At 57.9% G+C, this 20012-nt stretch carries 18 protein-coding genes and 1 pseudogene; 5 read left to right on the forward strand and 14 right to left on the reverse strand.

Translation table 11 applies throughout. The features are described 5' to 3' along the window. Positions 1–59 precede the first annotated feature (59 nt). From feoB to OGM61_01030, 3 genes are all read left to right on the forward strand, one after another. Complete coding sequence (gene feoB, locus OGM61_01020; GenBank protein ID UYI84679.1) at positions 60–2543, forward strand: ferrous iron transport protein B; 2484 nt, start codon at positions 60–62, stop codon at positions 2541–2543. 39 nt (positions 2544–2582) lie between these two features. Continuing rightward, positions 2583–2762: a FeoB-associated Cys-rich membrane protein gene (locus tag OGM61_01025; GenBank protein ID UYI84680.1), complete on the forward strand. Its 180-nt coding sequence runs from the start codon at positions 2583–2585 to the stop codon at positions 2760–2762. A gap of 193 nt (positions 2763–2955) precedes the next feature. After that, positions 2956–3837: a DUF1002 domain-containing protein gene (locus tag OGM61_01030; GenBank protein ID UYI84681.1), complete on the forward strand. Its 882-nt coding sequence runs from the start codon at positions 2956–2958 to the stop codon at positions 3835–3837. A gap of 66 nt (positions 3838–3903) precedes the next feature. On the opposite strand, the gene OGM61_01035 is transcribed toward OGM61_01030, so the two are convergent. From OGM61_01035 to OGM61_01050, 4 genes are all read right to left on the reverse strand, one after another. Next, positions 3904–5298 carry an MATE family efflux transporter gene (locus OGM61_01035; protein ID UYI84682.1) on the reverse strand — a complete coding sequence of 465 codons (1395 nt, stop codon included), beginning with the start codon at positions 5296–5298 and terminating at the stop codon, positions 3904–3906. Between the two features lie 227 nt (positions 5299–5525). Beyond that, positions 5526–6878: an MFS transporter gene (locus OGM61_01040; GenBank protein ID UYI84683.1), complete on the reverse strand. Its 1353-nt coding sequence runs from the start codon at positions 6876–6878 to the stop codon at positions 5526–5528. A gap of 557 nt (positions 6879–7435) precedes the next feature. After that, positions 7436–8230 carry an HAD-IIA family hydrolase gene (locus tag OGM61_01045; GenBank protein UYI84684.1) on the reverse strand — a complete coding sequence of 265 codons (795 nt, stop codon included), beginning with the start codon at positions 8228–8230 and terminating at the stop codon, positions 7436–7438. An 88-nt stretch (positions 8231–8318) separates the two neighbouring features. Continuing rightward, the gene (locus OGM61_01050) at positions 8319–8795 is read right to left on the reverse strand and encodes a GNAT family N-acetyltransferase (protein ID UYI84685.1); all 477 of its coding nucleotides are present in this window, start codon (positions 8793–8795) and stop codon (positions 8319–8321) included. Positions 8796–8941: 146 nt separating this feature from the next. Between OGM61_01050 and OGM61_01055 the strand changes: the two genes are divergently transcribed. Continuing rightward, the gene (locus OGM61_01055; GenBank protein ID UYI84686.1) at positions 8942–9844 is read left to right on the forward strand and encodes a DMT family transporter; all 903 of its coding nucleotides are present in this window, start codon (positions 8942–8944) and stop codon (positions 9842–9844) included. Between the two features lie 67 nt (positions 9845–9911). Here the strand turns inward: OGM61_01055 and OGM61_01060 are convergent, their stop codons facing one another. The 3 genes and pseudogenes from OGM61_01060 to OGM61_01070 all read right to left on the reverse strand — a co-directional run bounded on the left by OGM61_01060 (position 9912) and on the right by OGM61_01070 (position 11384). Continuing rightward, a complete protein-coding gene (locus OGM61_01060) occupies positions 9912–10325 on the reverse strand; it encodes an EamA family transporter (protein UYI84687.1) in 414 nt (137 codons plus the stop codon). A gap of 264 nt (positions 10326–10589) precedes the next feature. Next, positions 10590–11135: a TIGR00730 family Rossman fold protein gene (locus tag OGM61_01065; GenBank protein UYI84688.1), complete on the reverse strand. Its 546-nt coding sequence runs from the start codon at positions 11133–11135 to the stop codon at positions 10590–10592. A 66-nt stretch (positions 11136–11201) separates the two neighbouring features. Beyond that, positions 11202–11384, reverse strand: a pseudogene (locus OGM61_01070) (GNAT family N-acetyltransferase). Between the two features lie 253 nt (positions 11385–11637). On the opposite strand from OGM61_01070, the gene OGM61_01075 reads away from it, so the two are divergent. Next, positions 11638–13173, forward strand: a complete 1536-nt coding sequence (locus tag OGM61_01075) for a transposase (GenBank protein UYI84689.1) — start codon at positions 11638–11640, stop codon at positions 13171–13173. Between the two features lie 435 nt (positions 13174–13608). Here OGM61_01075 and OGM61_01080 read toward each other — a convergent pair whose 3' ends face one another. The 7 genes from OGM61_01080 to mobC form a co-directional block, all read right to left on the reverse strand. Next, positions 13609–15219 (reverse strand): recombinase family protein, encoded by a 1611-nt coding sequence (locus OGM61_01080; protein ID UYI84690.1) that lies wholly within the window; start codon positions 15217–15219, stop codon positions 13609–13611. Between the two features lie 111 nt (positions 15220–15330). Next, positions 15331–15519, reverse strand: coding sequence for a transposon-encoded TnpW family protein (locus OGM61_01085; GenBank protein ID UYI84691.1), 189 nt, complete (start codon positions 15517–15519; stop codon positions 15331–15333). Then, a complete protein-coding gene (locus tag OGM61_01090) occupies positions 15516–16370 on the reverse strand; it encodes an ATP-binding protein (protein ID UYI84692.1) in 855 nt (284 codons plus the stop codon). Before OGM61_01090 ends, OGM61_01085 begins: the two co-directional genes overlap by 4 nt. After that, entirely contained in the window at positions 16367–17116 is a 750-nt protein-coding gene (locus OGM61_01095; GenBank protein UYI84693.1) for a phage replisome organizer N-terminal domain-containing protein, read from the reverse strand. The genes OGM61_01090 and OGM61_01095 overlap by 4 nt, the downstream gene beginning before the upstream one ends. After that, a complete protein-coding gene (locus OGM61_01100) occupies positions 17106–17318 on the reverse strand; it encodes a hypothetical protein (GenBank protein UYI84694.1) in 213 nt (70 codons plus the stop codon). Before OGM61_01100 ends, OGM61_01095 begins: the two co-directional genes overlap by 11 nt. A 185-nt stretch (positions 17319–17503) precedes the next feature. After that, positions 17504–19126, reverse strand: a complete 1623-nt coding sequence (locus tag OGM61_01105; GenBank protein UYI84695.1) for a relaxase/mobilization nuclease domain-containing protein — start codon at positions 19124–19126, stop codon at positions 17504–17506. Further along, entirely contained in the window at positions 19098–19496 is a 399-nt protein-coding gene (gene mobC / locus OGM61_01110; protein ID UYI84696.1) for a plasmid mobilization relaxosome protein MobC, read from the reverse strand. The genes OGM61_01105 and mobC overlap by 29 nt, the downstream gene beginning before the upstream one ends. Positions 19497–20012 lie beyond the last annotated feature (516 nt).

The raw sequence follows: 20012 nt of genomic DNA on the forward strand, positions 1-20012 counted from the left end.
TTATTACATAAGGTAGGATCCCCCATCAACAGAGGAGAATATCGCAAAGGAGCATCCGAATGGAAAAGCAAATCAAGATTGCCTTAGCCGGCAACCCGAACTGCGGCAAAACGACGCTGTTCAATGCGCTGACCGGCTCCAATCAGTTTGTGGGCAACTGGCCGGGCGTCACGGTCGAGAAAAAGGAAGGCCGCCTGAAAAAGCATGACGACGTTGTCATCATGGACCTTCCCGGCATCTACTCGCTCAGCCCGTACACGCTCGAAGAGGTCGTCGCCCGCAACTATCTGATCGACGAGCGTCCGGACGCCATCCTCAACATCGTGGACGGCACGAACCTCGAGCGCAACCTGTACCTGACCACGCAGCTGACCGAACTGGGCATCCCGGTGGTCATGGCCGTGAACATGATGGACATCGTGCGCAAGAGCGGCGACCAGATCAACATCAGCCAGCTGTCGCAGCAGCTCGGCTGCAAGGTCGTGGAGATCTCGGCCCTGAAGGGTGACGGCGTCATGGACGCGGCAGAAGCCGCCATCGAGGCCGCCAAGTCCACCAAGACCGTGCCGATGCACACGTTCTCCGGCCCGGTCGAGCACGCGATCGCCCACATCGAAGAGGCGGCCGTGCACAAGATGCCGGAAGAGCAGCAGCGCTGGTACGCCATCAAGATCTTTGAGCGCGACGACAAGGTGCTCGCCAAGCTCCACATCCCCGAGGATGTGCACCAGCACATCGAGGCAGACATCAAGGCCGCCGAGGAAGAGCTCGACGACGATGCCGAGTCCATCATCACCAACGAGCGCTACGTCTACATCGCGGAAGTCATCCGCGCCTGCTACCGCAAGAAATCCAAGGCCACGCAGTCCACGTCCGATAAGATCGACCGCATCGTCACCAACCGCTGGCTGGGCCTGCCGATCTTCGCCGTGGTCATGTTCCTGGTCTACTGGGTCGCCATGGTCGCCGTCGGCGCGCCCGCGACCGACTGGGCCAATGACGGCGTGTTCGGCGACGGCTGGCACCTGCTGGGCATCGGCTCGAGCGCTTATAACGACGCCAACGACGAATACACCGCCGCGACCGAAGCGGTCGACGCGTTCCTGGGTCTCGACACCGAAGCCGAAGACTTCGACGCCGACGCCACCCTCGCGGAAATGAAAGCCTTCCAGCCCACCTCCGACACCGCGACCACCATGGTCGAGGATGAGGAGACCCTGGCTGAGAATGAAATGACCGCCTACTACGACAACATCCCCGATGACGCCGACGAGGACAGCACCGTGAGCATGACGTATGTCGATGCGGTCGCCTACCTCGAAGCCAACGGCTTTGACGCGCCCGATCCGGCCGACTACGGCGTCTGGGTTCCGGGCATTCCGGTCCTGATCGGCAACGGTCTGGAGAAGGCGGGCTGCGCCGACTGGCTGCAGGGCCTGATCCTCGACGGCATTGTCGCCGGTGTCGGCGCGGTGCTCGGCTTCGTGCCGCAGATGCTCGTCCTGTTTTTGATGCTGGCCTTCCTCGAGGCCTGCGGCTACATGTCCCGTATCGCCTTCGTGCTCGACCGTATCTTCCGCAAGTTCGGCCTGAGCGGCAAGTCCTTCATCCCGATGCTCATCGGCGTCGGCTGCGGCGTGCCGGGCGTTATGGCCTCCCGTACCATTGAAAACGAGCGTGATCGCCGCATGACGATCATGACCACCACCTTTATCCCCTGCGGCGCGAAAGTGCCCTTCATCGGCATGATCGCCGGCGCTCTGTTCGGCGGCAGCGCCTGGGTCTCCACCTCCGCGTACTTCATCGGCATGGCCGCGATCATCGTCTCCGGCATCATGCTCAAGAAGACGAAGATGTTCGCCGGCGATCCGGCTCCGTTCGTCATGGAGCTGCCGGCCTACCACTGGCCGACGCTGGGCAACGTCCTCCGCTCCATGTGGGAGCGCGGCTGGTCCTTCATCAAGAAGGCCGGCACGATCATCCTGCTGTCCACGATCCTCGTCTGGTTCACCACGTACTTCGGCACGGTCGACGGCACGTTCCGTATGCTGTCCGAGGACGAGATCGACTACTCCATCCTCGCTGCCATCGGCGGCGTCGTCGCCTGGATCTTCAAGCCCCTCGGCTGGGGCAACTGGCAGGCGGCAGTCGCCTCCATCACCGGCCTCGTTGCCAAGGAGAACATCGTCGGCACGCTCGGCATCCTCTACGGCGGCGGCGACGGCAGCGTGTACCAGAACATCGCAGCTGCCTTCAACGGCATCAGCGGTTACAGCTTCCTGGTGTTCAACCTCCTGTGCGCTCCGTGCTTCGCGGCTATCGGCGCCATCAAGCGCGAGATGAACAGCCAGAAGTGGACGTGGTTCGCCATCGGCTATCAGTGCGGCTTCGCTTACCTGTGCGGCCTGATGATCTACCAGTTCGGCTGCGCCTTCACGGGCAACCTGAACGTGATCGGCCTCATCTGCGCGATCCTGGCGCTGGCCGGCATCATCTACATGCTGGTGCGTCCCTACAAGGAAGCCACCACGCTCAAGGCCTGAGCCTTTCCAAAATTCGTAAACGCAAAGGAGTGATTTTCCATGTTCAGCTGGATTGGCGCGAACCTCTCTACGATTTTGATTTCGATTGTACTTATCGCCATTGTCACCTTCATTTCCCTTTCCCTGATCCGCCAGAAGCGGCAAGGGAAATCCTCCTGCGGTGGCAACTGTGCCCATTGCGGTGCGCAGTGCCATAGCTGCCACCCCAAAGGGCAGTGAATCCGATTTGGACAGACAGAGTCCCCCAACTCTGTCTGTCCATTTTTATATGCGGCGCGCAATATCTTAACAAACAATTCAGGCGATTCTTCACAGAATCGTCATCCTTTTTTCGGGAACCAATTTACAATGGTAGCGTCTCATCCTGTAAAGCACCGCAGCCCATGGAGCGCGGGGAAAGGAAACCAACACCATGAAATTTCTCAAACGGGCCCTGCCCATTGTACTTGCCGTGTGCCTGCTCGCAAGCCTTGGCGCCGTGTCGGCCATTGACGCCGGCGAGACGCGCACCGTCATCGGCGCAGACCTCACGGACGACCAGATCAAGACCGTCTACAAGGCCTTCGGCATCGAGCGCGGCAGCGTCAAGGAGCTGACCGTCACGAACAAGGACGAGCGGCAGTATCTCAGCGGCGTCATCAGCGACGAGCAGATCGGCACGAAGTCCATCTCCTGCATCTCCATCGAGGTGCTCGACGCCGGCAAGGGCATGACCGTCGACACGTCGCACATCACCTACTGCACGAGCCAGATGTACATCAGCGCGCTGGCCACCGCCGGCATCACGGATGCGAAGATCACCGTAACCGCGCCGTTCGACGTCTCGGGCACGGCGGCGCTGACGGGCGTGTACAAAGCATACGAGGACATCACGGGCACGAAGCTCGACGAGACCGCCAAGGCCGTCTCCTCGCAGGAGCTGGCCACGACGGCGGAGCTCGCGCAGGCCATCGGCGACTATGACTCGGTCGAGATCGTCAATGAGCTCAAGCTCATCCTCAACGAGACGAAGGACATGACCGACGCCGAACTGCGCGCCAAGATCAAAGAGATTGCCGCCGAGTACGACGTCACACTCACGGACGACCAGATGACCCAGCTCGTAAACCTCTGCCGCTCGCTCGAAAAGCTGGACACGAACGCCCTGCTCTCGAAGGTGCACGCCGTGCAGGATACGCTCAAACAGCTCGCCGGCGCGAAGGACAAGATCGCGTCCTTCACCGGCAAGGTCAAGGACGTCATCACCGCCATCGGCGATTTCTTCGACCGCGTGATCGCCCTCTTCCGCAAGTAAACCCGGATAGAAAGAACCCGCCCGCAGGCACTGCCTGCGGGCGGGCTTTTATGCGCATTTTTCGTCTTAGCCGCGCAGCGCCCGGTCCGTGCGCACGAGCACCGGCACGGTCACGATAAACGTCACCGCATCGGCCGCCGCCATGAAATACAGCACGCCGTCGAGCCCGAACCACACCGGCAGCAGCAGCACGAGCCCCACGCCCAGCACGATCTCGCGCAAGAGCGACAGCGCCGTGCTCGTCCACGCCTTGCCGAGCGCCTGCAGGTAGATCATCGCGCCCTTGTTCACGCACGAGAGCGCGGCCGCGCCGAGAAACCACCGGATGCACCGTACGGCGAAGTCCGTGTAGTACGCGCTCTCGTTTTTCGCGCCGAAAAGATCGGCAAACACGCCCGGGCAGCTCTCAAACAGCGCCGTCGCCACGAGCCCCACGACCGCCTCGGCCAGCAGCAGCCGGTGCAGCAGCGCCCGCGCCCGGTCGCGCCGCCCGGCGCCGATGTTGTACCCCACGACGGGGATGCACCCGGCCGAGAGCCCGATGGCAATGGAGATGACGATCTGGAAAAACTTCATGACGATGCCCACGACCGCCGTCGGGATCTGCGCATACTGCGCCTGGCCGAACACGGGGTCGAGCGCGCCGTATTTGCGGCACATATTGAGCACCGCCGCCATGGAAAACACGATGCTGATCTGCGACAAAAAGCTCGTCATGCCCAGCGGCAGAAACGCGCGCAGCAGCTCACCCCGCAGCCGGAAGCTGCTCCGCTGCAGCCGCACGGCCTTCATGTGCAGCAGATACGCCGCCGCCAACACAGCCGAGAGGATCTGGCCGATGACCGTTGCAACGGCCGCGCCCATCATGCCCCACCCGCACGGGAAGATGAAGATGGGGTCGAGGATGATGTTGCACACCGCGCCCGCCAGCAGCGACAGCATGGCGTAGCGCGGGCTGCCGTCGGAGCGAATGATGGGGTTCATCGCCTGCCCGAACATGTAAAACGGGATGCCGAGCGCGATCCAGAAGCAGTATTCGCGCGAGAGGGCGAACGTCTCGGCGTTGACCGTCGCGCCGAACGCCGTCAGGATCGGATCCATGAAAATGAGGTACACCGCCATGAGCACGACGCTGACGATGAGCGTGAGCACGATAGCGTTGCCGACGCTGCGGTGCGCCTGCTCCTGCTCCCCCGCGCCGAGGCGGATGCTGACATAGGCGCAGCAGCCGTCGCCGATCATGGTGGCGATGGCGAGCGCGATGACCGTCAGCGGGAACACGACGCTGTTGGCCGCGTTGCCGTAAGAGCCGAGGTAGCTCGCGTTGGCGATGAAGAGCTGGTCGACGATGTTGTACAGCGCGCCGACGAGCAGCGACAGGATGCACGGCAGCGAGAATTTGCGCATCAGCGCACCGACCGGCTGCTCGGCGAGAAAGGAATTGGACTGGGATTCGTTCATGCTTGCCTCCGATTTTCCGCCCAAAGGCAAAAAAACGGCACACGCCGCGCGTGTGCCTGCAAACCTCGGAAGCCGACACACACCACGCTCGCATACCGTTTCGTATCCGAATGCTGTGCATCCGTGTATCGTGCCTTCAAGCCAGATTTGAAATTTTACAGGAGATATTATACCAGCCCGCGCCCGAAAAAGCAAGCCCCCGCGGTCTCGCACGGGGGCAGTGCGTGTCATTTCTCCAGCGCGGCGAGCTTCTCGCGGCGGATGCGGTCGGCGTCCCGGCGGACGAAGTACGCGGGGATGAGGATGAACACCGCGCTCACGGCCGCGGCCAGGAACAGCTCATACGGATAGAGGTAGCTGCCGGCGTAGCTCGGGTACTTGGCGAGAATGGCCGCCGTCGGCTCGAGCGCGACGGCTTTGATGATGAGCGGGTCGATGATGCTCGCGAGCACCATGGGCAGCATGATGTAGATGACCATCTTCACGCTCTGCGACGCGCCGGCGCGCCCGGCGGGCGTATAGTCGCGCGACGAGGCGGTGAACAGCCCCGCCATGGCGAGGTTGCCGGCCATGATGCACGTGCCGCCGACGCACAGCAGCGGCATGGCGTGGCCGACGAACTTGATGCTGTAGGCGATCAGGCCGCCGAGCACCTGCAAAATTGCCACGGGGTAATAAAACTTCTCCTTGCCGAAGCGGTCCATGACCTTGCCCGCGAGCACGGACAGCACGGCCGAGGCAAGCACGACGATGCCGATGGGCAGGATGTAGTTGTCGATGCCGAGCGTGACCTCGACGAGCGAGATCATGTACGGCTGCCACAGCTGCATGGCAAGGCCGGAGAACATCATGCCGAGAAAGCAGATATAGATCATCTTATTGGCGCGGATGTTCGCCGGGCGGAAGGCGTAGAGCACGTCGCGCAGGTACGTGTCGCCCTGCACGGGGCGCAGGGCCGGACTGTCGCGGAAGATACACAGGCCGAGCACGCCGGCCGCGCTCGTCAGGCCGCCGAGCACGAGGAAAAAGCCCGTCCAGTTGCCGTGCACGGTCATGCCGTCAAAGCCCGCAAAGATGACGATGAGCGCGAGGATGGGCATGATGCTCAGCACGATGTCCACGACGCCGCGGTTCGTGACGTCGGTCACGTCCGTGACCCAGGCGGAAAAGGCCGAGTCGTTGGCCGTGCTGCCGATGGCGGACATGATGCAGTCCATAACGACGAAGAGCGTCACCGCGAGACCGACGTCGCCGCCGACCTGCCCGTTGCCGAAGAGCGCGAACGCCGCCGTCGTGATGCCCCAGAGGATATACCCCCAGCAGACGAAGGCGCGGCGCTTGCCCACGCGGTCCGACCACGCGGCGCTGAAGATCGTCGCCAGCGCGGCGGCGATGGCGCTGGCCGCGACGGTCGCGGACGTGGCCCAGCCGGCGGCCGTGATGTTTTTCTGAATGTAGGTGGAAAAGTAGACGTTCTCGACCATCCAGGCGATCTGCCCGATGAAGCCGAACACCAGCAGACTCGTCCAGACGCGCGCGCCGAGCGGCGTCGCCTTTTTGACGACCAGATTCTCCTGCATGAAAGTTCTCCCCTTTGCAAGGCGTTGTCACCCGATTATACCATGTTCTCCCCCCGCCCGGCAACCGGGAAACCGGCTTCCTGCCGCACGGCGATCCGCGTCAAAAAATTTTCAAAAATATTTTTTCGTTTTTGCATTAAAAAAAGAAGTTGGCGCATTATTATAGCAGAACGGAAATGAAACATGTTTTCGTGAGACAGAGCTTGCTTTCCTCATAAGGTTGTTTACCGGTTATTTACAACTTTACCCCACACACACAAAACTTTTGCTTGCTCTGCAGCGCCCGCGCGGTATCGCGCGGGCGCGTTCTCTTTTAAACGCCGTGTTCTCTTTCGAAAGAAATAACACCGCCCGGGACTGCTTTCGCCCCGGGCGTTTTTCCGTTTTCCCCTTTTGGCGGCGATCTGCCGTGCGTTTGGAAAGCCTTTCCCTTTGCGGGGAAGGCTTGGGGTGCGCCCCGATCACGCAGTCTCTCGCAAAGCATCTGAGCCGCAGGGGAGCCCGAGGGGGCAAGGCCCGCCTCGGATGTGATCCTGCATCGCCGTTCGGCGATGCCCTCACCCCTGCTGCGCCAGCCGCGGGATGTCCCCCACGCCGTCGAGCACGACGCTCGGCCGGTAGGCAAACTCGTCCAATGTTGCGCGCGTGGACACGCCGCTGAGCACGAGCACGGTGGCCATGCCGCTCTCCATGCCGGAGATGACGTCGGTGTCCATGCGGTCGCCGATCATGGCGGCCTCGCCCGAGTGGCAGCCGAGCATGCGCAGGCCGGTGCGCATCATGAGCGGGTTCGGCTTGCCGCAGAAATACGCCTGCTTGCCGGTGGCGATCTCGACCGGGGCGATCAGCGCGCGGCACGCGGGGGCGATGCCCTCGTCCGTCGGGCCGCAGGTGTCGGAGTTCGCGCCGATGAGCTTCGCGCCCGCGAGCACGAGATTCGTCGCCTTCGTGAGCGTGTCGAGCGAGTAGGCCCGCGCCTCGCCGATGACGACGTAATCGGGGTTGACGTCGTTCATGGTGATGCCGCGGTCATACAGCGCATTGAGCAGCCCCGCCTCGCCGAGGGCGTACACCGAGCAGCCGGGCGCCTGGTCGGCCAGAAAGGCCGCCGTGGCCAGCGCGCTGGTGTAAAAATGCTCCTCCGGCACGTCGAGCCCCATACGCCAGAGCTTCTGGTGCAGCTCGCGCGGGGTCATGCCGCTGTTATTGGTCAAAAACAGGTATTTCTTGTGCGTGTCCTGCAGCCAGTGGATGAACTCCGCCGCGCCGGGCAGGATGTGGTTGCCGTGGTAGATGACGCCGTCCATGTCGCACAGGAAGCCTTTTTTCGCGTTGAAATCGATCATTTCCATGTCCAGTCTCCTTATTCTTGCTTCTGCTCTCAGCTTACCACGCATCCTGCCGCCGGGCAAGCGGCGGGCGCGTCAAATTTGCGTAAAGTCACAGGTCCAGCCGCAGGAAGATCGTCGTGTCCAGCGGGCTGTCGTTGTACGGCGGGATGTCGTAAAACCCGAGCGCGCGGTACATTTTGATCGCGCTCGTGAGAAACGGCAGCGTGTCGAGCAGCATGGCCGTGTAGCCGATGGCGCGGGCATCATCGAGGATGCGCTGCATCATCGCCCCGGCGATGCCCCGGCCGCGAAACGCGGGGCGCACATACAGCCGCTTGAGCTCGCACGTCGTGCCGGCGAGCCGGCGCAGCGCGATGCACCCGGCCGGCTGCCCATCGCACCACGCGACGTAGAGCCGTCCGTCCGGCAGGCCGTACTTTTGCGTCGGGTCGGCGACCTCGGCGTCGTAGTGCTGCAGGTCGAGATAGGCCTGAAAATACGGGTCATGCGCGACGAGCATGTGCGTATATTCCGCAAACAGCTCCCGCACCGCCTCCGGTGTGGCATAGCCCAGTTTCAGCTCCATACGTGTCCCTCCCGCGTGTCTCGATGGCATTATTTTACCGCATCTGCGCCCCGCGTCAAGCCCCCGTGAAAAAGGACGCGCCGGGCATTGACGCGCGCGGGCAAAGCGGCTAAACTAGACCTCAGTTTCTGTTCTCGGAGGCGTCTATGAAAACGACAACCACTCCTTCCGGCACCGGCCGCGCGCGGCTGGGCCTGATCGTGTCCATGACGGTGTTCGGCACGATCGGCCTATTCGTGCGCCGGATCGAGATCACCTCGGCCGAGCTCGCGCTCTGCCGCGCGGGGCTCGCGGCCGTGTTTCTGCTGCTGTATTTTCTCGTCACGCGCAGGCGGCTGTGCCTGAGCGAGATCAAAAAGTCGCTCTGGCTGCTGCTGGCTTCGGGCGCGGCCATGGGCATCAACTGGATGCTGCTGTTCGAGGCATACAAGTACACGACCATTTCCCTCGCCACACTCAGCTACTACCTCGCGCCCGTGATCGTCACGGCGCTGTGCCCGCTGCTGTTTCATGAGCGGATGACGCGCACGCAGCTGCTCTGCTTTCTCATGTCCACGCTCGGCGTCGCACTCATCATCGGCTCGGGCGGCGTGCAGGGCGGCGGGTCGGATGTGCGCGGCATTGGCTTCGGCGTGAGCGCCGCGGTGTTTTACGCCACTGTCATCCTGCTCAACAAGTATATCACCGGTGTTCCGGCGCTCGAGCGCACGTTCGTGCAGTTTCTCGCGGCCATTCTGGTGCTCACGCCGTATGTCGCGCTCACATCGGGCTTTCACCCGGGCGTGATGTCCGCGGCCGGGTGGGTGAACCTGCTCATCGTCGGCCTCGTGCACACGGGCCTGACGTACTGCATGTATTTCTCCGCCATCCGGACGCTGCCGGGGCAGGAGTCGTCGCTGCTGAGCTACATCGACCCCATCGTGTCCGTGCTCGTGTCGGTGCTGCTGCTCGGCGAACCGCTCGCCCCGGTGCAGATCGTCGGCATCGTGCTGTTTCTCGGTTTCGCCATCGTAAACGAGCTCACGCACAAAAACGCCGAGACCTCATAAGCGCCCAAAACAGAAAAACGCCGGCCTGCGGAGCATTCCGCAGGCCGGCGGCCGTTTTTATCCGATATCACAAAACCATCAGCAGCGTCCCCGCGCCGATGAGCAGACAGCCGATCAGGGACTTGGGCGTGAAGCGCTCATGCAAAAACACGAACGCCAGCACGAGCGTGATGACCACGCTGAGCTTATCGATCGGCACAACCTTCGACGCCTCCCCGATCTGCAGTGCGCGGTAATAGCACAGCCACGACGCCCCCGTCGCCAGACCCGAGAGGATCAAAAACAGCCAGCTCTTCTTGCTGATGTCCGTGAGTCCGCCCTGCGTGTTGGTCACGAACACCATGCCCCATGCCATCGCCAGCACGACCATCGTGCGGATGGCGGTCGCAAGGTTGGAGTTCACGCCCTCGATGCCCACCTTGGCCAGAATGGACGTCAGCGCCGCGAACACGGCCGATAGCAGGGCAAATACGAACCACATACCTATCCCTCCGTTTCCAACGCGGGTCACGCGCGCAGCACCGCCGCCCGCAGGCGGCAAAAAAGTGAAATCATTTTCTCGCGCGACATGTGCGTGAGAGAAAATACTGCTCAGGCTGCAAGTGTGGAATTTGTGCGCCGCAGGCACACAAATTCTGCGCGCAGCAGTCTGCAAGCCTTTTGTCGGAAAACCCTCCGGGTTTTCCGACAGTCTCAGCCCCACCGGCCTGCGATGTTCGCGGGCCGGTGGGGTTTTGTGCGTCTGTCACCCGGCGCACGCCGGGCCGAGGAGCTGCCGGATCTGCTCGAGATCGTCGGCAAAATAGATGCCCCGCTGCCGCGCCTCGCTCGACAGGCCCAGCTCGATCATGTGCGCCAGCTGCGTGCGCAGACCGTCGTAGTAGCCGTTGAGGTTATAGAGGATGCACGGCGCGTCCAGCTGCCCGAGCGCAACGCGGGACATCACCTCCGCGATCTCCTCGAGCGTGCCCGTGCCGCCCGGAAAGGCGATGAACGCATCGCCCAGCTCCAGCATCTTCGCCTTGCGCTCCGGAAAGTCGCGCGTGACGATGAGCTCGGTCAGCTCGTCGTACAAAAAGCCCTGATCCACAAAAACTTGCGGCTCGACGCCCGTCGCCCTGCCGCCCGCGGCGAGCACGCTCTCGGCGAGCGCGCCCATGAGCCCGTTTTTCGACCCGCCATAGACGAGCGCGTTGCCGCTCTCGCCGATCCAGCGGCCGAGCGCGCGCACCGCGTCGCGCAGCGCGGGGTCATTGCCCGCGTTCGCGCCCAGATAGACCGTAATGTTCATAACCGGTTTTCCTCCCATGTCCGCAGGGCCGCTCCGCCCCGCTTTTTTGCCTGTGCTTTCAAGATATCACGCCCGCCGCATATACAGCAGCGGGTACGGCCCGCCTTGCTCATCGCGGTCGGTGCGTTTGTAGGTCACAAAGCCCATGTGCTCGTAAAAGCCGACGGCCTGCGGGTTCTGCTCGTTGACTGTGACCTCCCGAATGCCGTAGTGTTCCACGCCGTATTCCAGCAGCCGCCGGCCGATGCCCGGCATCGGGCTGCGCGGCTCAGCAACAGGATACGCCATTTGCCGCCGCTTGTAAACCCCGCCGCCCTGCACAGATCGACCGCAGTGTGTGCTTGGTCAGGGCCTATTCTCCAGAATTCCCCGTCATTTTACTATCTGGAAATTCGTGCTGGATATTTTGCCACTGCAAAGGTATACTGTTATTAGCGCCGACGAGTTGCAGCGCGCATTGCATAGGCTGACTTAATATACCGTCTTAGAGGAGGGGAGTTTCATGGCAAAATGCAGCACAGACACATGTTGCCTGACACTGCCTTTAAGACTGGAAAAATGGCAGGAAGACCGCCTCGCGAAACGGTTTGAGATTGCCCGGCAGATTTATAACACCATGGTTCGCGCCGAACTCAAAAAACTGCGAGCAATGGAACAGTCCGAACCATATAAAGCAAATCAGGAAAAGATCCAAGCACTTGACTGGAAAACACAAACAGACAAGCAAGCGCTGAAAGCACTCTACAAAGAACGAGATAAGCTCTTACGAGACGGCGGATTTTCGGAATATGGCTTCAAGTCTGATATCAAGAATTATTACAAGCACTTTAACAACAACATTGGTTCCAACGTCGCCTTCCACGGGATCGCACCTCAAGTTTGGGCTGCATTTGAAAAAATGCTTTTCAAAAAAGAAGGAAAAAAAGTCCACTTCAAGAAAAAAGGGGACATACATTCCCTGCGCGGATATTCTGCAGCCGGGAAAAGCGGCGGCGTTGAGATTATTTTCCGAGAAACATATATTGAATGGAAAGGGCTCAAATTGCCGCTAAAGCTTTCACCGGACAATATCTACGAAACGCAGATGCTGAGTTATCGGGTCAAATATGTTCGTTTACTCAGAAAACCCGGAAAACGCAAAGACCGCTGGTACGCACAGCTCTCGCTTGAAGGAAAGCCGGTGATCAAGTATAACCCCAAAACCGGAGAAGTACGGCATCCCATTGGAAAGGGCGCTGTTGGTCTGGACATCGGTCCGCAAACGCTTGCTTATTCTGCAGCCACCGGGGCGGACTTGGTGGAACTCGCCAATCAGGTGCAGAATGTTGAGCAGGAAAAGCGCCGCCTACAGCGAAAATTAGATCGCAGTAGACGAGCTACCAACCCAGGTAATTACGCGGATGATGGAACAATTCGACGCGGAATAGCATTGACACACAATAAATCGAAGCGCTATCTAAGAACACAGCAGGAATTAAAATATCTCCAGCATCAGCAAGCTGAAATTCGAAAGCGGCAGCACACAGAGCTGGCCAATCATCTACTCTCATTGGGCGACTGCTTCTATGTGGAAAAAATGGTGTGGACTTCCCTCACGCATCGTGCGAAAGAAACCGAAATATCCGAAAAAACCGGAAAAATCAAAAGGAAAAAGAGGTTCGGGAAATCCGTCGCTAACAAAGCTCCAGCCACGCTAATCGGAATACTGCAGCGAAAAAGCGCAGCCCTCGGCATTCCCGGTGTAATTGAAGTTCCTACCTCCGTCAAGGCAAGCCAATACAATCATCAATCCGGCACATATACACCCAAGCCACTGTCACAGCGCTGGAACAACATGCCTGACGGGGAACGCATCCAGCGAGATCTCTACTCCGCATTTTTATTACAGCATTACGACCCGCAAACAAACACTTTTGACGCCAATTCCCTTCATCAAGACTACCCTCAGTTTGTCCAATACCATCACGATGCGGTGTTGCGGCTGTACGCAATGCCAAAGACCCCCTCCAGTATGGGAATTAAAAGAAGCCTTCGTTAGTGCGAAGGTGTTTTGATCAGAAAAAACGGTGCAGTTCGCACCACAAAACCGGTCGATTGTCCGTCCGGGGCTGCCGATAATGGCGATATGGATCGCTTTGGCAGCAGAAGAGTTTGGGAAAATAGTCAGCGCGGGTGTCTGATTCTCCGACACCCGAAAAGCTATCTACCAACTCACAGCGTAATCCACAAAAGTGCGATCCGCGTTTTGGCTATATTTGCCGATGCAAGCCGCACAGGCTACGCTGAGGCAAAGATGATGTCGTTCGGCCGGATGGACTCCCCATAGGCGATGCAAGCCGCACAGGCTACGCTGAGGCAAAGTCACGGAGATCCCCGGAGGCTTTACTGATGTGCGATAAAGAAGTAATAGAAGTGTAAAAAATTTTGCCGTTCCTATCCGGCACTTGCGCATTGTGTCGGATAGGTCGGGCGGTTATTCGGGCAAGTCCACCTTGCCAACAAAAGAATAATAAATCTCAATGTCCTGTCTGCGGGTCTTGTTCTCGTCATAGCTGCACTCATGCACAACGATTTTCTCTACAAACTCCCGCAGCAGAGTAGGGGTAAGTTCTTCAAAGCTGGTATGCCGCCGGACAACATTCATAAACTTTTCTGCGTTCACGGTGGCTTCCTGTGCTTTGGAAAGCTCCGCTTGAATAGCAGCGGCTCTTTCTTTCAGCTCCCGTTGCTCTGCTTCATAGTCTGCCGACAGCTCTGTGAAACGCTCGTCTGATATGCGCCCGGTCACGCTGTCCTCATACAGCCGCTTGAAGATAGCGGATAACTCGGCTATGCGTTTCTCGGAGGCTTCCAGTTCCTTTTTCTTGGCGGCGTTCCTGCGTTTGCCCCCGTCCTCGTTCTGCTCAATCAAGAGTTTCATAAACCGGGCTTCATGCTTTGCCGCATAGCTGGTCACTTTCCGCAGATTGGAGAGTACACCAGCGGTCAAGAGGTCGGTGCGGATAAAGTGCGCCGTACAGTCATGGGTGCGTTTCTTGTAGTTGCCGCAGATATAACAGTCCTGCTTGCGCTTGTCCGTCTGGTATCGCTGCTGATACATCACGCTGCCGCAGTCCGCACAGAACAGTATGCCGGAGAACAAACCCACTTCATCATAGCGGTTTGGGCGTTTGCGCTGTTTGCGAAGCTCCTGCACCCGTTCCCATGTTTGGGTGTCTATGATAGGCTCGTGGTGGTTCTCGAAAATCACTTGCTTTTCCGGGGGATTTTCTACACTGTGCTTGACTTTGTAAGAAAGTTTTTCTGTCTTGAAATTTACCAGACAGCCTGTGTATTCCCGGTTTTCAAGGATATGCACTACGGTATTGGTCGCCCACTTGCACTCATAGCCGGGGTGGTAGCGGCGGGTGCTGCCCGTCCTGCGGTATTCAAGCGTTCCCGGCGTGGGGATTTGCTGCTCTGTGAGCATACGGGCTATCTTGGTCGGACCATTCCCGGCAAGACAGAGGTTGTATATCTGCTTGACTACGGGTGCAGCTTCCTCGTCAATAATGAAATTTTCATCCTCGTCCATGAGGTAGCCATACACAGGCTTGCTTGTGATGGGCTTGCCATTCATGCCTTTTGAGCGTTTTACTGCTTTGATTTTCTTGCTCGTATCTCTCACCAGCCATTCGTTAAAGATATTCCGCAGCGGGGCAAAGTCATTGTCGCCCTGTGCGCTGTCCACTCCGTCATTGATAGCGATGAAGCGGACACCTTTCTGTGGGAAAATCATTTCCGTGTACATTCCCACTTGCAGGTAGTTTCGCCCTAACCTCGACATATCCTTTACGATAACTGTCCCGACTTTTCCGGCTTCAATGTCCGCAAGCATGGCTTGAAAACCGGGTCTTTGAAAGTTCGCACCAGAATAACCGTCGTCCGTGTACCAGCGCAGATTGGAAAAGCCGTTCTGCTTTGCATAGGTTTCAAGGATACGCTTCTGATTGGAAATGGAATTGCTTTCGCCTTGCAGCTCGTCCTCATGGGATAGTCTTGGGTAAAGGGCGGTAATTGGTTGTTGGTTGGTCTGTCTTAACATAAAATCCTCCGTTTCCGACAGCCAGCCCCACTATTCCGTACCTTGATTGTACCACATGGGGCGGCTGTCTGTATAGCGGCAAAAGCGTCAAATCTGCTTCTTTATGGTCGGTCAAATCGCCGTTTTTTGTGTAGCAGCTTCCGCTTCCAGCACTTTCATCATCTTGTCGGCTGCGGTGTCGGTTGCGCCCTGCTTGAAGAAGCCGGAAACGGTAAGGACGGAGTTGCCCATGCGGATTTCCGTCACACAGTCCGGGCGGCGGTCTGTTTTGGTGGTGCTTGTCTGTTTCGTTTCTGTCATAGGCTCTCCTTTCGCTGCTTCATCAGTTGCTTTAAGCGTTCCAGCTTTTCCTGTGCGGTTTCCTTTCGGAAGTTGCTGCCCGTGAAGCGGACGGGGGCGCACATGGAAGTCAGCCTGTCATAGATACGGGCGTGGGGCGTGTCCTGCGGGTGCTGCAATTCCTCCAGCGTGAGGTTGGTCGTGGCGATCAGCGGCTTGCCGCTTCGGTAACGGCTGTCAATCACGCTGTAAACCTGTTCCAGCCCGTATTCTGTTCCTCGCTCCATACCGAAATCATCAAGTATCAGCAGAGGGTAGCTGCAAAGGCGGGAAATATATTCGTTCCTGCCCTCAAAGCTGGCGGCAAGGTCACCCAGTATCGTTGCAAAGTTTGTCATGCAGACGGCAACCTCTTTTTCCATAAGGGCGTTGGCGATACAGGCGGCAAGGTAGCTTTTTCCCGTCCCCACGCCGCCCCAAAACAGGTAGCCGATATTTTCAGCCTGCATGGTTTCCCAGCTCTCCACATAAAAGCGGGCGGTTTCGGTCTGCGGGTTTCTGCCGTTGTCATGCTCAAATGTCCAGTTCCGCATAGCAGGGTCGGTAAAGCCCCGGCGTTTCAAGTCCTCCACTTTTTCAAGGTGCTTCTGTCGGCTTTCGGCGGCTTGCTGCTTTTCACGGGCTGCCCGCTGGCAGTCGCACTCTGCCGGGTGGCGGTCACGCCCGAAACAAGTCTTTCCCTCTGCAAAATAGGCTTCTTTGGGCGTATGGCACTTACCGCAGTATAAAAGCCCGTCCTCGCCTGTGTAGTCCTCCGCTTCGGCGGTAGTGGCTGTAATGTCCGTAATCATAGCTTCAATTCCGTTTTTCATAAGCTCTCGCCCTCCTTGCATGAATAATCGGGTATGCCCTGTTTCGGGGCAGCCTTGCCTTTGGCAGCGTCCTCCTGCGCCCACTTGTAAATGGTGGCTGCATGGCTGTGGTACTGTTTCCCGGTGGAAGCGATATGGCAGGAAAGCCGGTCAATATAATACTCCCACTTGTCGGGCAACTCTGTTTTTAGCCCGGAAAGCTCTGTATCGGTCAGTATCACATTGTTGTATCTGCCATAAGCGGCGGGGGCGGGGTGTCCCGTTTCTCCCTCTCTCTCTTTTTCTATCTCTATCTCTTTCTCTAACTCTATCTCTATCTCTGGTGGACGAATGTCGGACAAATGTCCGCCTTTTGTCCGGGGCGGTAAAAGTGCCTTGTTTTCCAGTCTTGCAGCCCGTTTCCGCTCGGCTTCGGTAGAGGACTGTCCTATCATCAGCTCAATGTCGGTCATATAGAAAGCCCCGCTGTCAAGCTGCTCCACAAGCCCCAACTGCCGGAAAATCTCTAAAGCCCTCTCAACCGTCCCTATCTGGTGGCGGGTCAGTGTCGCTATCATCTGCGCTGTGTAGGGGATATGCTCGTCAAGCTGCAATTTCCCGCCGTTTTTCAGCGATTTTAAGTACAGCTTCAAGAGGATATTGGAGTATAAAATCCCGTCTTTCATATCTTCCAGCAGCACAATGGAGTCGCTGTCAAAAAAGTTCTCTTTCAGCTTGAGGTAGTAATACTTGCGGTTATCTGCCATTGTCCCTGTCCTCCTTTTTCCGGCGTTTGGAGTAGTAGTGGGGGCAGAGTATGATAACCGCCCGGAAGCTCTGCTTGCAGCTATGGGTACAGCCCCGGCAGAGGTCATTGTATGTGATACGATCGCAGGTGGAATTCCCGACTTTCACTTGCCGCAGGAAAAAAGACCATTCCAGCCGCCGTTTCTTGCTCATTCTTGGCATGGGTGCGCTCCTTTCTGCCGTTTCCGCTGGTGTGGCGGTATCGGCGGTAATTCTGTATCATCTCGGTATCATTTTCGGGTTTTTTCTGCCCTATAAGCCCGTTAAAAAATCCTTTGGTATTTGCGGATAGGGTACGGGGCAGCCCCCTTGTTCTGTATAGGTTCGGGTACATTTTGGGGCGGTTTTTATCGTTCCTGTTCCTGCCTTTTCACAGGCTTGCGCTCCCGGTGTAAAATCTGGTCGATATTGCCCTTGACAGTCTGTAAGCGGCGGTATTCCTCCCGTTTTGCCCGGTAATCGTTGTAGCCGCTGTTTTTCTCTTGGATAAGGGTTTCAATCTCTGCTTGCAGGGCTTTATAGCTCGGCAGCTTGGAAATGCCGTTTTCCCTGAAATAGCGGGCGGCTGCGTCTGCTATGATAAAGTCGCTTTCGTACTTCTGACGGTAGGCTGCTTTTGCTTTGGCGTTTTTCTGCTGTTTCAGCCCGTCCCGGACAGGGCGGGTCTTGGAATAGGCAAGCACCTGCCGTTGCAGCTCCTTTTTCCCGTTCAGCGTCTTTTCCATCTGCTTCAGCTCTGTAAGGCTTTCCCGCATGGCGGTATAGGCGGCAGAACAGGCTTCGTCCAGTTCCTCCGGGGAAGAAAAGCCGTACTGCTGATAGGCGGTAACGGTAGCTGCCATTTGCTTTAGGTTGTGCTTTGCCGCCCAGCGGTCATAGCCCACGCCCTTGCCCTCGGCTCGCTTGGCTTCCCGGTCAACCATGCGCTGCAAGGTGTTGTCTGCCGGGGTGGTTTTTGTGGTTTTTTCCCCTTGTGACAGCTTTTTAACCGCGGCAGGGTATTCGAGTATGGCTTTGCTCTGTTCGGCGGCTCTGTGGGCGTTCTGCGTAAGCAGGACAAGGACAGCAGCCTTGTCAAAATCGTCCCCCAGCTTCCGGGCTGTGATAGGCTTTGTCCTGTCCGGCGTGAGGTAGGAAAGCCGCCCCCGGCTCTCCTTGACGGTCACACCCTCCCGCAGCAAAAGGGAAGAAAATTCGTCAAAGCTGCCAGCTTGGGAAAGTGCCTGCCGTATCGTCCGGCGCAGCTTCGCCTTGTCCGTTTCAAACTTGGTGGGCTTGGTCGGCTGTCCTGCGGCTTCTCTGACAGCGTTCTCTTTATCAAGGGCAAGCTGTCCTTTCTTTGCCGCCCAGTATTCCCGTTCGGTTATCCGTTCCTTGCTGCCGCTTAGGAGGTCGATTTGGTAAAGCCCCTCCCGGTGGCATATCTCCATGACTTCACTCTTGAAATATTCCATAGCGGCGTTGGTGCAGCGGTGCTTGCAGCCCTCCCGTGTGTCGGCTGGTCTGTCCATGTAGGGCAGAAGCGGGACTTCATAAATCCGCAGGGAGTTGATGACGATATGCACATGGATATTGCCGCTGTGGTTATGCCCGTCCGGGTGGGTGCAGACTAAGGCTTGGTGTCCGGGGAAATGCTCTTTACAGAACTGCTCGCCCAGCTCCTGCGCCCGGTCTACGGTCAAGCCGTTGTCTGTCCCGTCCCGTGGGTCAAAGCTGATGATATAGTGGTGGCTTTTCACATCTTCCCGTTTTTGGTTTTTCTCATAGCGGAGATTAGCCCGCATACAGGCAACAGCGAAATCCTCGCCCCCACAGTTGAGGGAAGAAATGCGGTAATCCTCCCTCGGTATCAGCCGCCCGTTTTCATCAAGGGTGGGCTTCATGGTAAACTCGTCATGCTCAAATGTGAGATAGGCTTCCGCTGCGCCATAGTCCGCATTTTTAGAGCTGATATGTTTGAATGTTGCCAACAGCGTCACCCACTTTCTGCAAGACTTCAAACTTTAGGGCAGCAAGGTCGGAAACCGCCGCCCGTACCTCCCCGGCAAGCTGCGGGTAGGGGCTGTGCCACTCGTTCAGCGTCCGGGCTATCTGGTTTAAGTTGCCGCCGATCCTGCCGTATTCGGCGGTCAGCTTCCCGACAGCGGCAAGCAACTCGTCATTGACGGGGGAAACGGTTATGATGGGGCGTATGGCTGCCCCGGTTATGGCTTGCCGGATAAACTCGGCTTGGCTCATGTTGTAAGCAGAAAGCCTTTCCGCAAACTCGGCGTATTCTTCCTCGGTCATGCGTGTCTTGACTACCCGGCTGCGGTGCGGCGTGTTATATCGTTTTCGCATGGTAAAACCTCCTTCGGCTGTGCGTGGTGTCCTCTCACTAATAGGAGAAAAACAGGGTGTAAAGCGGAACTGTTTTTGAAAAATCCGAAAAATTATTTTGAGGGATTTTCCAGCGGCGTAAGCCGCATAAGCAGGGTTTGGGGAAGGCACTCCCCAACAAGATTCCCGCAGGGGCAAAATGAGCGATAAGCGAATTTTGGTACTGCGGTAGAATCTTGCTCTGAAAAACTCCGGCGTTCCCCGGCTTCCGTACTTTCCGCTAACAAGACGTTTCAAAAGGGCTTTGCTACCCGCTATTCCGGCATATCTTGAAAATTTTCCTTTCACTACCTACAACACCACGCAAAGCAAAATGGACGGAGATTTTTAGAATTTCCCCTTATTCCCTACAACACCACGCAAGCCGAAAAAGGCGGACAATGGCAGTATTTTTTTCTTTGATACCCTCCACGGATAAGTAAGGGATTTTGCCAACTGCGGCGGCAATTTTCCCTTTTGTTTTTTCATACTGGGGAT

This window comes from Clostridiales bacterium (assembly GCA_025757645.1).
In the GTDB taxonomy this organism is placed as follows: domain Bacteria; phylum Bacillota; class Clostridia; order Oscillospirales; family Oscillospiraceae; genus CAG-103.

Coding starts and splice junctions, on each gene's coding strand:
- OGM61_01055 (UYI84686.1), top strand. CDS start 8,942: ATGAAAACGACAACCACTCCTTCCGGCACCGGCCGCGCGCGGCTGGGC.
- feoB (UYI84679.1), top strand. CDS start 60: ATGGAAAAGCAAATCAAGATTGCCTTAGCCGGCAACCCGAACTGCGGC.
- OGM61_01035 (UYI84682.1), bottom strand. CDS start 5,298: ATGAACGAATCCCAGTCCAATTCCTTTCTCGCCGAGCAGCCGGTCGGT.
- OGM61_01025 (UYI84680.1), top strand. CDS start 2,583: ATGTTCAGCTGGATTGGCGCGAACCTCTCTACGATTTTGATTTCGATT.
- OGM61_01065 (UYI84688.1), bottom strand. CDS start 11,135: ATGAACATTACGGTCTATCTGGGCGCGAACGCGGGCAATGACCCCGCG.
- OGM61_01100 (UYI84694.1), bottom strand. CDS start 17,318: ATGCCAAGAATGAGCAAGAAACGGCGGCTGGAATGGTCTTTTTTCCTG.
- mobC (UYI84696.1), bottom strand. CDS start 19,496: ATGCGAAAACGATATAACACGCCGCACCGCAGCCGGGTAGTCAAGACA.
- OGM61_01050 (UYI84685.1), bottom strand. CDS start 8,795: ATGGAGCTGAAACTGGGCTATGCCACACCGGAGGCGGTGCGGGAGCTG.
- OGM61_01075 (UYI84689.1), top strand. CDS start 11,638: ATGGCAAAATGCAGCACAGACACATGTTGCCTGACACTGCCTTTAAGA.
- OGM61_01085 (UYI84691.1), bottom strand. CDS start 15,519: ATGACAGAAACGAAACAGACAAGCACCACCAAAACAGACCGCCGCCCG.
- OGM61_01040 (UYI84683.1), bottom strand. CDS start 6,878: ATGCAGGAGAATCTGGTCGTCAAAAAGGCGACGCCGCTCGGCGCGCGC.
- OGM61_01080 (UYI84690.1), bottom strand. CDS start 15,219: ATGTTAAGACAGACCAACCAACAACCAATTACCGCCCTTTACCCAAGA.
- OGM61_01030 (UYI84681.1), top strand. CDS start 2,956: ATGAAATTTCTCAAACGGGCCCTGCCCATTGTACTTGCCGTGTGCCTG.
- OGM61_01060 (UYI84687.1), bottom strand. CDS start 10,325: ATGTGGTTCGTATTTGCCCTGCTATCGGCCGTGTTCGCGGCGCTGACG.
- OGM61_01095 (UYI84693.1), bottom strand. CDS start 17,116: ATGGCAGATAACCGCAAGTATTACTACCTCAAGCTGAAAGAGAACTTT.
- OGM61_01045 (UYI84684.1), bottom strand. CDS start 8,230: ATGGAAATGATCGATTTCAACGCGAAAAAAGGCTTCCTGTGCGACATG.
- OGM61_01090 (UYI84692.1), bottom strand. CDS start 16,370: ATGAAAAACGGAATTGAAGCTATGATTACGGACATTACAGCCACTACC.